General features: G+C 61.5%; 10 protein-coding genes. 2 read left to right on the plus strand and 8 right to left on the minus strand.

What is annotated here, in order from left to right:
- From BGN91_RS05130 to BGN91_RS05145, 4 genes are all read right to left on the minus strand, one after another.
- The coding region (locus BGN91_RS05130; RefSeq protein WP_292611119.1) for a TonB-dependent siderophore receptor at window positions 1-1,651 on the minus strand (1,651 nt) is incomplete at its 3' end.
- 432 nt (window positions 1,652-2,083) lie between these two features.
- The gene (locus tag BGN91_RS05135) at window positions 2,084-3,037 is read right to left on the minus strand and encodes a FecR family protein (protein ID WP_292611121.1); all 954 of its coding nucleotides are present in this window, start codon (window positions 3,035-3,037) and stop codon (window positions 2,084-2,086) included.
- Between the two features lie 105 nt (window positions 3,038-3,142).
- The gene (locus BGN91_RS05140) at window positions 3,143-3,634 is read right to left on the minus strand and encodes an RNA polymerase sigma factor (RefSeq protein WP_292611123.1); all 492 of its coding nucleotides are present in this window, start codon (window positions 3,632-3,634) and stop codon (window positions 3,143-3,145) included.
- Between the two features lie 304 nt (window positions 3,635-3,938).
- Window positions 3,939-6,050, minus strand: coding sequence for a catalase (locus tag BGN91_RS05145; protein ID WP_292611125.1), 2,112 nt, complete (start codon window positions 6,048-6,050; stop codon window positions 3,939-3,941).
- Between the two features lie 1,012 nt (window positions 6,051-7,062).
- Between BGN91_RS05145 and BGN91_RS05150 the strand changes: the two genes are divergently transcribed.
- Window positions 7,063-7,467 (plus strand): hypothetical protein, encoded by a 405-nt coding sequence (locus BGN91_RS05150; RefSeq protein WP_292611127.1) that lies wholly within the window; start codon window positions 7,063-7,065, stop codon window positions 7,465-7,467.
- Between the two features lie 165 nt (window positions 7,468-7,632).
- Here BGN91_RS05150 and BGN91_RS05155 read toward each other — a convergent pair whose 3' ends face one another.
- The 4 genes from BGN91_RS05155 to BGN91_RS05170 form a co-directional block, all read right to left on the minus strand.
- Window positions 7,633-7,848: a hypothetical protein gene (locus BGN91_RS05155; RefSeq protein WP_292611129.1), complete on the minus strand. Its 216-nt coding sequence runs from the start codon at window positions 7,846-7,848 to the stop codon at window positions 7,633-7,635.
- A 162-nt stretch (window positions 7,849-8,010) separates the two neighbouring features.
- Window positions 8,011-8,367: a hypothetical protein gene (locus BGN91_RS05160; protein WP_292611131.1), complete on the minus strand. Its 357-nt coding sequence runs from the start codon at window positions 8,365-8,367 to the stop codon at window positions 8,011-8,013.
- A 387-nt stretch (window positions 8,368-8,754) separates the two neighbouring features.
- Window positions 8,755-8,973: a hypothetical protein gene (locus tag BGN91_RS05165; protein WP_292611133.1), complete on the minus strand. Its 219-nt coding sequence runs from the start codon at window positions 8,971-8,973 to the stop codon at window positions 8,755-8,757.
- A 491-nt stretch (window positions 8,974-9,464) separates the two neighbouring features.
- Window positions 9,465-11,519 (minus strand): glycosyltransferase, encoded by a 2,055-nt coding sequence (locus BGN91_RS05170; protein WP_292611135.1) that lies wholly within the window; start codon window positions 11,517-11,519, stop codon window positions 9,465-9,467.
- 83 nt (window positions 11,520-11,602) lie between these two features.
- On the opposite strand from BGN91_RS05170, the gene BGN91_RS05175 reads away from it, so the two are divergent.
- A partial coding sequence (locus tag BGN91_RS05175; protein WP_292611136.1) for a transporter substrate-binding domain-containing protein occupies window positions 11,603-12,252 on the plus strand: 650 nt, incomplete at its 3' end.

Genomic DNA, 12,252 nt, shown 5'->3' on the forward strand with positions numbered 1-12,252 from the left:
GACTCACCGGCGTATAAATCCGGTCGTTGTTGACCAGCTTGACCCAGTCGTTGCGGCCCGACAGAACCAGCGTGAAACGATTCCACTTGATCTGGTCCTGCAGGTAAAGGCCTGCCTGGCCCTGGGTGAGGTAGATATCCTGATAAAGTGGGCCATCGTAGACTGTGTTGACGCCATAGACCGGATTCAGAAGGTTCAGATCGGTCGCCGAGCCGGCCCCCTCCTTGTCGTCGAGCGCATAATGCTTCAGGTCGAGTCCGACCAGCGCGGTGTGCTGGAACGGACCCGTGGCGAAGCGATACTCAAGCTGATTGTCCAGGTTAAGCTGCGTCGCTTTCGAGGCCGCCAGGAAATTGCCCCGCGCGAGATCGGCGGCGTCCGGCGTGGTGGCGTAGCCCATACCGTACAAGCCGGTGTAGTTCACATCGACGTGCGCCGCGCGGCCGTTCTGGCGGAACGTCGCATTGTCGGAGAAGCTTTTCTCGAACTGATAACTGACCATGTGTTGCGCGCGCGCGTAGCGGTCGACGGCGGGGTCGCCGGTGAACAGGTTCGTGGGTATCCGGCCGAACGGAGCGTCGGTCACGGTGCCTTCATAGGGCAGCCAGTTCAGCGCCCTGGTCTTGTTGTAGGACGACATGGCGAAGACGGTCAGTCGCGTGTCTGCATCGGGCAGCCAGGTCACGGACGGCGCGATGAAATAATTGTCGTCGTTGACGAAGTTGGTCTGCGTGCCGCCGCCCTGGATCTGGCCGACGACCCTGTAGAGAATCTTGCCGTTGCCCGGCTGCGTCGCGACCGGGCCTCCGAAGTCGAACTGGGTGTAAGCGTTACCGAAATTGTTGACGCCGGCCTCGATATAGCGAACGGGCTCCGCGGGAGGCAACTTGCTCACGGCGTTGACCAGCCCGCCCGGCGATGATCCGCCGTAAAGAATTGCCGACGGTCCGCGCAGCACCTCGACGCGCTCGAGATTGAACGGCTGCAGTTTCCAGCCGGCATAGCCAAAATAGAAAAGCTGCAGGCCATCGAGAAACAGCGACTCGTTCTGCGCGTCAAATCCGCGGATCGTGAACCAGTCGTCGCGAAAATCCGTTCCGAACGTCGCGGCTACGACTCCGGGCGTATAGCGAAGCGTATCGTCGAATTTTGAAACAAGCTTCTGGTCGCGAATCTGCTCGGCGCCGATCACCGACAGCGACTGCGGAATTTCCACGATCGGCGTCGCCGTCTTGGTGCCGGTCAAGCTCCGGTTGGCGACATAACCGTTTACGGGACCTGATGCGTTCTCGCCCTGCACGTCGATGGTATCAAGAGGGATGGCGCCGGCCGGCAGCCCGCCGGCGGCGGAGGCCGCGGAAAGGTCGACAATGGTCACCGTATTTGCGCTGGTGAAGCGGTAGGTGAGGCCAGAGCCCGCGAGCAGGCGGGTCAGCGCCTGGTTGCGCGTCAGCGTCCCCGCAATGCCGGCGCTGCGGCGTCCCGCGACAAGATTTGAGGGGAACAGCAGCCTCAGCCCGGCGCGGTCGGCAAACGCATTGAGCGCGCCGCCGAGATCCTGCGCCCCGATGTTGAAGGCAATGGCCTGCGACGGTCCCCGCTGCGGTGAAACGTTTTGGGCGACCGCAGGCTGGGCGACCGCACCGCTCATCACAACCGCTAAAGCGGCCGCCGATCCCAAAAATACATCCCTGAGCGCGGACCCTGCACCTTTGCGCCGTCCATTATCCTCTGCCTGACTCATGGTGTGATGCCCGCTGCCCCAATGATGTGCGTGAGGTTTCGGGCGATGACGCCTCCGCCCCGCCCCTCCGAAGCAAGGACGAAACGGCTCCGGGAAACTTGCAGCGGCTTCGGTGAAAAAAGCTCATTTTCGCCGTTGTCGGGCTGGACGGAGGGGCGGGTGCGCGACCGTCCCGGGCGCGGTGCAGCGTGCAATGCTCGGCAGACCCGGAATCGTCATCGTTACAATGCCGAGGTTGGAGCGGTCCGGATCAGCAGTGCACCATTTCATTATGCGCTGCATCCGGGACACGGGACTGACGCCGGAGCGCGGATTGATTCCGTGTCATCGAGAACCGCTTCAGCGAATGATGGTGACGAAGGGCAGCCGCGTCATCCGCACCGGCAACGTGTCCTCGATCGTGCGCAAGATCGCTTCCGGATCGTTGAGATCGAAGACGCCCGTCACCTCCAGCGACCGCAGCCCGTCGCCCACCAGGACGATCGTCCCGCGGCGATAGCGCTCGATGTCGGCGACCACACCCGCCAGCGGACGGCGATTGAAAACCAGTTTGCCGCGGTGCCACGCCGTTTCGATCTCGGCATTGGTCGTCTCCGGCGCCGAGGGTTTTCCGCGCGGAAAGTAACGGACGCGCTGATCCACCCGCGCAACGACCGGGTCAGGCGCCTGATCCGTGGTGATCGCGACCACGCCTTCCACGACCGTCACGATGGCTTCGTCGGCGCGGATATCGATGTCGAAAACGGTCCCGACGGCGCGCGTCTGACCGTCTCCCGCCTCGACGACAAAGGGCCGGGCTGCATCGCGCGCGACCGTAAAGGTCGCCTGGCCTTCCAGCAGAGACAGCCGGCGCTCCGCTGCAGCGAACTTCACCGACAGCGCCGATCTGGCGTTGAGGAACACGGACGAGCCGTCGGCGAGAGCGACCGTGCGCTGCTCTCCCACGTCCGTGGCGTAGTCGGCAAACAGCTGCGGCCCGATGACACCGGACCTCGCGAGAGCAAAACCGGCCACGGCCAGCGTCCCGCCGCCCAGCATGGCCCTTCGCGTCATCTTGGCGCGGCGCGCCTTTCGCTCCAGCTTCTTGGCGCGATCGCCAGCAATGCCAACACCATGCCAGATGGCTTCGGCCTCGCGCGCGGCCACTTCGTGCTCCGCGCTTTGCCCCCGCCATGCCGTGAAAGCGACATGGTCATCGACCGTGGCCTGCCCGGACTTGAGCCTGACGAGCCAGTCGATCGCGGCATCGCTCAACGCAATATCGGCCTTTTGCCGCTCGTCATCCGGTCTCATCGCAATCAGCCCTTCACCGCCGGCGCCATTTCCGCGCATCCACGCGCCGGTCCTCCTTCTAGGACGAAGCGAGGCGGCCGAACATAGACCGGTCCGGCGCAGATATCAGACCTGATGACGGTAATGGTCGCGGCAATGGCGCAACGCCTGCCCGAGATATTTCGCGACCATGCTCTCCGAGACCTTCAGCCGCGCGCCGATCTCCCGATGGGACAGGCCATCGCAGCGGCTCAGGAGCAGCGCCGCCCGCGGCTTGGCCGGCAACCGGGCCAACGCAAGAGCCAGAAGACGAAGCTGGTCGCGATCGATGACGCAGACCTCCGGCGACGGCGCATTATCGGCGACCGCGGCGAGCAGCACCTCGTCACTGACGCAATGAACGCTATGACGCCGCTCCTTGCGGACGAGATCGATCGCGATGTTGCCGGCGACCCGCAAAATGAACGCGTGATGATCGTGAATCGCGGCGGCATCGCCCTTCATCCCCGCAAGCCGCAGCCAGGTTTCCTGAAGCGCATCCTCGGCGAGCTCCTGCGAACCGGTCCGCTTCTTCAAATGCGCGCACAGCGCCTTCCATTGCCGGAGATAAACCGACATCACGTCATCATCGGTACCCGTTGTGGCCGCTGTATCCATGCTGCGATGCGCGATTCCGGGAATGCTGGCGGCAAGCCTTCAGCCGTAACGGAGAAGAGTCGTCCGCAAATCCTGATAGAAGAACCGCAAAATCGTCGCAACGTCGATAATTTAGATGGCTTCTAAGTGGTCGGTTGCGACAGAATGGACTGCGCGGCGGAATCGGCTAGTTCTCGAAGTCGCGTCACCCGACATTTGTCCGTCGGGACAATGCGAAGGCCGCTCCCGACGCTCCATCCCGACAGCGTCGTCGGTCGCGCCATCTTTAAAGCTTGACGCTGGATTCGCGGGCCCAGAGTCGCAGCTTGCGGCAGGACTCGATAAATCCGGCTACCGATTTCGGATCATCGAGCGCGACAAGACCTTCATCCGCCTCGGGATCGACGCCAGCCTTCTGCAAAAGAGACGTCGCATCCGCAGTGAAACCGATGAACTTGCAGTGAGCAAAGGCGTCAGCGACGAAATCACGAGCCGCTGCTTCTCCCGTCAGACGCTGCGCGCCTTCCGCGGAAAGCAGCAGGACGACGGCATCGAACAACACCGATGGTCCACCGTCGATCATGTGGTTGGCCTCGATCCAGCTTCCATCGGCGGCCTCCACGCCACCGACCTTTGGCGCGATCACTTCCATGACCGCTCCCTCTTTCTCGATCGCCGTCATAAGTTTCTTCAGCAGCGCGGCATCGGCGCCACGGCTGACCAGCACGCCCACCTTCCGGCCCGCAAAATTCGGCGGTCCGTTCTCGACGATACTCAGCGCAGGCGACGGTTCCAGATCGTCTCGGGTGGCAATGGCAGCGTCGGCGGGTTTTGGCAATGTCTTGATGGCGAGCTTGTCGGCGACCGTCTCTGCAAGCTCCCGATCGATATTCAACAGATGCGCAACCATTCGCTCACGGATGTGCGGATTCTCGACCTTGCTCAACTCGAACGTCAGCGCCATCGCGATGTGGCGCTGCTCGGGTCCTGTCTGACTGATGAAGAACTGACGAGCCTGGCTGTAGTGATCGGCGAAGCTCTCGGCGCGCAGCCGCACTTTCGGTCCCTCTTCAATAGCTGCGAAAGAGCGAAAGCCGTGTCGCGGACTTTCACGCGGTCCTTCGCTCCACGAGTTCGGCTGATAGTTGGCGCGACCGGTCGGATTGCGCATGGCCATGTGGCCGTCCTGCTGGAAGTGCTGGAACGGACATTTCGGTGCGTTGATCGGAATATGGGTGAAGTTCGGACTGCCCAAACGCTTCAACTGGGTGTCGAGGTAAGAGAAGTTGCGGCCCTGCAAGAGCGGATCGTTTGAGAAGTCGATGCCGGGTGGAACGTTCTGGGTCATGAACGCAACCTGCTCGGTCTCGGCAAAAAAGTTGTCAGGCATGCGGTCGAGAACCAGCCGACCGACGGCTATCGGTTCGAGGAGTTCTTCTGGAATGATCTTGGTGGGATCAAGCACGTCGAAATCAAAACTGTCGGCAAATGCCTGATCAAACAATTGCACCCGCAGTTCCCATTCTGGAAAGTTACCGGACTGAATCGACTGCCAAAGATCGCGACGGTGGAAATCCGGATCGGCGCCGTTGATCTTCACCGCCTCGTTCCAAACGACGGACTGCAATCCGAGCTTTGGCTTCCAGTGGAATTTCACGAAGGTCGATTCGTCCTTGGCATCGAGGAAGCGAAAGGTGTGGACGCCAAATCCTTCCATGAAGCGGAAGGAGCGGGGGATGGCGCGGTCCGACATGATCCACATGATCATGTGCATCGACTCCGGCGTCAGACTGATAAAATCCCAGAAATTGTCGTGGGCCGACTGCGCCTGCGGGAAGGCGCGATCCGGCTCTTCCTTCACCGCATGCACCATATCGGGAAACTTGATCGCATCCTGGATGAAGAAGACCGGGATATTGTTGCCGACGATGTCCCAGTTGCCTTCCCGCGTGTAGAGTTTGACCGCAAAGCCGCGCACGTCGCGGGCCAGGTCGACGGACCCCTTGGACCCAGCCACGGTCGAGAAACGCACAAAAGCCGGGGTCTTTTCCCCGGCGCGCTGGAAGATATCGGCGCGGGTATACTTCGCGAGCGATCGATAGGTCTCGAAATATCCATGAGCACCGTAGCCGCGCGCATGCACCACCCGCTCCGGAATCCGCTCATGATCGAAATGAAAGATCTTCTCGCGGAAATGAAAATCCTCGATCAGGCTGGGTCCGCGCTCCCCTACCTTTAAGGTGTTCTGATCGTCTGAAACCGGACCGCCTTGGGCTGTCGTCAGAACCGGGACATCGCCTTCGGCGAACTGATGCAGTTCCCCGCCGTTCCCTCTTATCAGCTTTTGGTCGTGGAGGGCCGCACGCTTATCCGACGCCCCTTTTGAGGTCTTGGCCATTTTGCTTCCCTTGAGAATTGATGCGCTTCGTTCATCTGTCTCAATGCGGCGGGTAACCCACAGTTCCGACGGGCGGCACTATTCGGAATGGATGAAACTGGGCTCTGCGCTCCACGCGAATGGCCGAGTTTACAGCGCGCCAGGGACGATCACCCTTCGATCCGTCTCAACTATCTGACTGTCAGCGGTTGCGCCCCGATTTGATCGACGCACATTGCGACGGAGCCCTGTCCGACCGCCACCGAAATAAACTTGGTTCCATGTCGGGCATGTCGGAAGCGACGGTCGGTAATGCGGTCGAAGCACGATCGCAACGGGAAGCTAGGGGACGATTGACGCCTGCAGCGAAAACAACGCTTTCCAAGAGCGTCGATATGCTCGCCGGGCGTCCGTTTGTTCGTCGACATTCCTCAAAATCAACCTGCGAACCGCATTGACATACTCTGGCCAGAAAGCCGCTCTCGCATGAGGACCATCGATTCGATAACTCACACCGAGAGGCCCTTGCTATGGAACTTCTCATTCCACCTCGGCACCGAGAGCAATTCGGAACGCTCAAAGAGCACTATGCTACGGGCCCGACAAAGATTGGCCCTATCACCTGGAATGGATATCTCAGGGTACGCACGGACGATCAACGATTGATCGATGCGCTTACGCAGCAACTGGACGCCCAACCTCAGTAGCGCAATCATATTTCGCCTGTTCTTTCGCGAACTCTGCGTGGTTGGTCCGACGAGCAGCGCTGCGATCATGCACGCTGCCATTATTTTCGGGCGTGAATGGCCGGTGCTGTGCCGGTGCACAACCGTGCTGCGACCTTACAAAGCTCAAAACCCTCCGGCACTTCGTTTGCCAAAGCGACGCAACGGGTCGAGCCGGTTCGACGTCGGGAGTTCGGACCTCTGTGAGTCACCTCACGGTGCCGACCAGTGGAAGGCTTCATGCTGCGGGTCATGGGAGACCAAGGGGTCTCGTTCTCAAAGGAGGAGAAATCACCATGACTTGTGGAATGCGCGAGACAATCACGGTTAGTTACTGGGGCGTATGCTGGAAGTGGGGCTTCATTCCCTATCCCTGCAAGAAGACGAAAACCGAGGTCAAATACCGATATGATTTCCTTCCCTGGCGCACCAGGTTCAGTTGGTCTCCCTTCCGTCGCAGTTACGAGGGATGCTGTAACGGCACGCTTTTCGGATGGTCCTATTGGACCTGGTCGCCGTTCGGCACCGGAAACGGTCCGTGGATCACGTATCAGACGCTGACGTATTTTTCCGACTCAACGATTGGCTCGATCGGTCCCTGCCCGTTCAACAAGGGTACGGCCGCGCAGCCCGTGTCCAAGGTAGCCCACGGCTCGATCGCGACCGAAGCTGCTGAGAAAATCAGCGAGGACCAGGGTTGTTCCTGCGGCTAGCACGTTGCAAACCCGCATGATGGAAGCCCAGCTCCGTCCGATGATCCTGATCGACGAGTTCACCCGGGAATGCCTCAGCCCCGGGTGGGCCCATCATACCAAGGTCGAAGCGAGTTCCCTGGTAAATGACCGGTAAAGACGGCCATTTGCCGCCGGAGTGAACTCCTATGCCGCGCGGTCTCGCAATGCGACTTCCGCCTCAGCATCCAGATCGTCGAGGACCGCTTCAAAGGCGACGATTGCGCTTTGGATGGCGGCAATTTCTGCAATCTGACGTTCCGACAGCGGGCCATGCTGTCCCATCAGCGCGACAATCAGGTCACGACGCCGCTCCTTCAATTGAACAAGAGGTAATCCGTGATCTTCGAGCAACGCGCGCATCGTCACAATCTCCAGCCGATGCCCCGCATAATAGATAAAAAGTGCTGAGACCGATTTTCACAGACGCTTAAAATTATTTGGATCGGACAAGAAGCGGCTATTATTCCATCCTGACCGGCGGTGGCCCCCCGCGCTTCCAAATGCTGCCGGCCGCGATGCTTCTCAGCCACGGCCGCCGTACTCTGTGTTTTGTTGACCCTGACGATTGTCCGGATCGATTCTGTCGTTCTCGACAGCCTTTTGGATTTCGGTGTTCCTGTCGGCCTGCTGCTGTTGCGGAAGTCGCTGATCCGGATTTTTCTGACCCTGATCGGGCGTCAAAATCTCCTCTTGTTGTCCCGGCAGGTTAGTGACGACCGGCGCGTTCCGAATGCGTTCCGAGGGAATAGCCCTTTGGCCGACCTGTTCCAGAGAGGCGGATGATCCCAAAAAACTCAGGAAGGCGACCAGCGATATCGTCCCCACGATCACAACGGCCAAGGCTCGTTCACTGGATGCTCGCAGATTATCATCATTCATCTGGGGCTAACGCGAGCGCACACGACCGGTTTCCGGATCACCATCCTAAAAATCTCGGCGCGCGTTCGATGCCTGCAAGTTTCATTCGGTCGCTCGCCAAAGTGTGCTCAACTGCTGTGCGGTCCTTGTCGGCTAGTGCACGGAACCTCCCGTCGTCGTCAGCCAAGCTCGATCGGCGGCCTCACCAGCCTCAGCCCGATCCCTCGACATCAGGGAGCCATCGTTCCGCCGAAGGCGGCCTTCGCGCGAACCGCGGCTACTTCCAGTCGGATCGCCCGATCGGAATACAAACAACAAGGCCGGCAAGACTTCGCACACCGCAAGCTCCTCTCACGGGGCTGGCGGCGTGGTCAGGTCATTCATCATCGAAGTTACGAAAGGCGCATTCTAGGCGCGCGGGAATACCGGCCTCGGCTTGGGTTTTTGCACACCGGAAGAGTTAGCCCATGCTTCAATCTCGCTGGCAGCCTCAGCTTTGCGAGCTTTCTCCAATAGCGCCTGGCGTTCAGGTCCCGGCTCTAGCGTTTTAGCTTCATCACGCGCGTTTCGAGCGAACTCGCTCAGCCGGTCAGTCAATGTCAGCTTCTGGAATTTTTCGAAACTCATTGAGTGCCTTTCGCTCTTTCGAGCGCCTTTCTCCCCTTTTGAGTAGCAATTTTGAGTACCGGTGCGCTTTGCGGACGCAACCTTTGCGGAACGCCTTGCACAACATACGTCTTGCACTTTGGTTCCACCCTCGGCGGCGGAACAGAATCTCATAGCCAGGCGTTTTATAGTGGAATTGTTCTTTGCGGCCTGTTTGAAAGGATCATCCAATGATGCGCAAACTTCTCCGAATGCTGGAATCGGCGCTGCAGCTCACGTTTCCGCCGCCGCGGAAGCTTGTTCGGGCAGCTATCCGCCGTTCTCGAAGATAATCGCTCGAAGATAATCGGGCGACGCGAGATGGTTTCCGCTCAAAAAGCGGAGACCATTTTTTGCGCGCCTCGCGCAAGGCGCGTTAACGTCGCATGGCGACGCAGCGAACGTTTCGAAACGGCTGCATCATCGGTCAATTTTCCGCCGGCGGGATCACCAAGCCGAATGCCATTTGGCGATCAGCGAGGAGCGCCAGTGCGATTGAGCTGATCCAGCGCAATGGAGTCGATATCGGTCAACGGGTGAAGGTTGCGCGAAGCCGCGTTCGACCGAATCTGCGGCGACAGGCCGTGTTCGGTCTTCTCCCACCGGTAGGGTTCGGTCAGCAGTTGATACAGGGCGCGCCACGCCGCGATCGAAAGGCAGGCCCAATAGAGCGGCGTCAGCGCCAGGATCCAGCCCTGCCGCAACTGTCCTCGCCGCGCAAGACCCATCAGGCCGACCACGATCGTCGAGACGAACCCGGCGACGATCGTGATCAGGTAGAGCGGCATGACCGGGCTCGCGGCGAACCATCCGGCCCCTCCGCCGGCACGCGCCAGCATATCGGCAGCGAGAACCGGGAAGGCCAAAGCCGTCAGCACATTGCCGCCGACGACCGTGTTCAGCGTGAAAAACCCCTTCGCGCCCGCTTCCCGCCACAGCCGCCGGGGGCGGCGCATGTGGACGCTCCAGGTCTGCATCCACCCCTTCATCCAGCGCGAACGCTGGCGCAACCATCCTCCGAAACGCGCCGGCGCTTCCTCGAAAGTCGTCGAGGGAAAGGTGGTCGATCGGTAGCCGAAGCGCGCAAGCCGAAAACCGAGATCGGCATCCTCGGTAACGTTGTAGGCATCCCAGCCGCCCACTTTGCGGAGGATCGCGGTGCGAAAGTGGTTCGACGATCCGCCCAGCGGCAGCGGTGCGCCGAATGACGCGAGTCCCGGAAGGAAGACGTCGAACTGCCCGGCATATTCGGCGGCGAACATGCACGATAACCAGCTATCCGATTGGTTCTCTATACAAAGGCTGGCCTGGGCGCAGGCCACCTCCTTGCCATTTATCCGAAAAGCTTCGAGCGCGGCGCGGAGCTGGCCTGGATCGGGGCGATCCTCGGCATCGAACACGGCGGTGAAGCTACCGCGCGCGAACGGCAGCGCGCAGTTCAGGGCCTTCGGCTTGGTGCGCGGTCCTTCCGCCGGGACCAGCAGGACCTGGACATGCGGCATCGGGCCGAGCCTGGCAAGGGCGGCGCGGGTTTCGAGGTCGTCGAGCTCGATGACGACGATGACGTCGAGTTTTTCGCGCGGGTAATCCAGCGCGCCGATGGCCTGCATCAGCGATGCGACCGACGACGCCTCGCGGTAGAGCGCCGCGATCACTGTATAGACCGGCAGTCGGTCGTCGGGGATATGCGGCAATCGCGCCGCGGGGCGCGGCGGCCTCAAGCTGGCCGCGAGCCGGAGGCCGATGAATACGAGAAACCAGACCGCCAGCACACCGCTCAAGGTGTCCAGAAGGGATACGGACATCAGCGTCATCATGACCGCCAGGACGCCGGTCTGCGAGAGGCGCCGCATCGCCCGCAGCCCGGGGGCGGCGCCGGAAGCCGTCGGCGCGGCGGACAAGTCCGGAAATCGCTGCCCGAGCGCATTGGCGGCGGACCGGCCGAGCGCGTCACCCGCCTCGTGCCGCAGCAGAAACTGACTGAGATCCTGTGTCGAAGTCAGGCGGACCCGATCGCGTAGCGATGGATATTCGACAGCCAGGCGGCAGAGCCTTCGCGTGGCGAAGCCGCGCGGCGCGACCGCCCAGATCAACCGCCCATGCCGGCGCAACGGAAGCAGCCCGTGTTCGGCGGCGCGGGGCAGATGATGATCGGGCAACGGGCACTCGTCACGCGATGCTTCCGCGAAGGTCTCGATCGCAAGGCCCGTGTGAAGGGACAGTGCTTGCAGATACGCATCCTCATCGATGACGCCCGATCGGATCAGCACCTGATCCGCACCGATCCCGAGCTCCCGGCCGCGCGCTTCGGCCGCGCTCAGCAGCGAGGGCGCGAACACCTGTCGCAGGCAATCCAGTTCGCTCGCCGGGCCCGGTTCCGGGTCGCGCAGCCAGTTGTCGTTGCTGGATTGCGGGAGGTGGCCAACGCCGGCGGGAAAGGCCGCCGGCGGGAACGGCCAACCCTCCGCTACGGCGCGGTCCTGCGTGGCGGCCCGTCCGCCATCCTCGACACCACCCAGCCCCGCCAAAGCGTCGCCCCCAACGCAACAAACGATACTCGCGTCCCGCTCCGGATGGTCCTATAAGACCACCGTTCGAAAAGCCCCGCTCAATGCAACCACATATTACCGTTCCCGCCAACGAAAGATTGACGCGCAGCCGCGCGATGACGCTGGGTTGCCTGCTGGTCGCCTGCGGGCTCCTGGTTTTTAGCGCGGCGACCGACAGCGCGCGCGCGCAACCCGCGGCGACGACCTCGGCAACGAAGACCGCCGCCGTCGCGCCGCAGGCAGTGCCGGGCTTCTGGGACCCGCGCCGACGCCCGGACCGACCCGATTTGTCCCGCCTGACCGTGATCCGTTTTCTGACCGAAACCGACTATCCGCCCTTCAACTTCACCGGCCCCGACGGCAATCCGGCCGGCTTCAATGTCGATCTGGCGCGCGCCCTGTGCGAGGAGATCAAGGTCACCTGCACGATCCAGATGCGGCGCTTCGAGACGCTGGTGGACGCACTCGCCAGCAACCGCGGCGACGCCATCATCGCTTCGCTCGCGGTCACGCCGGAACTGCGCAAGCGGGTGGACTTCACCGACCCCTACTATCGGGCGCCGGCGCGATTCGTATCGCGGCGCGACGCCGTCATGTCCGAGGTGCGCCCGGAATATCTCGAGGGCAAGAAGGTCGGCGTGATCGCAGGCTCGGCGCATGAAGCCTATCTCAAGGCTTTCTTTACCGACGCCGAACTGCATGCCTATCCGAA

It is taken from the genome of Nitrobacter sp. 62-13, assembly GCF_001896955.1.
Classification (GTDB): Bacteria; Pseudomonadota; Alphaproteobacteria; order Rhizobiales; family Xanthobacteraceae; genus Nitrobacter.

Coding starts and splice junctions, on each gene's coding strand:
- BGN91_RS05135 (WP_292611121.1), bottom strand. CDS start 3,037: ATGAGACCGGATGACGAGCGGCAAAAGGCCGATATTGCGTTGAGCGAT.
- BGN91_RS05140 (WP_292611123.1), bottom strand. CDS start 3,634: ATGTCGGTTTATCTCCGGCAATGGAAGGCGCTGTGCGCGCATTTGAAG.
- BGN91_RS05145 (WP_292611125.1), bottom strand. CDS start 6,050: ATGGCCAAGACCTCAAAAGGGGCGTCGGATAAGCGTGCGGCCCTCCAC.
- BGN91_RS05150 (WP_292611127.1), top strand. CDS start 7,063: ATGCGCGAGACAATCACGGTTAGTTACTGGGGCGTATGCTGGAAGTGG.
- BGN91_RS05155 (WP_292611129.1), bottom strand. CDS start 7,848: ATGCGCGCGTTGCTCGAAGATCACGGATTACCTCTTGTTCAATTGAAG.
- BGN91_RS05160 (WP_292611131.1), bottom strand. CDS start 8,367: ATGAATGATGATAATCTGCGAGCATCCAGTGAACGAGCCTTGGCCGTT.
- BGN91_RS05165 (WP_292611133.1), bottom strand. CDS start 8,973: ATGAGTTTCGAAAAATTCCAGAAGCTGACATTGACTGACCGGCTGAGC.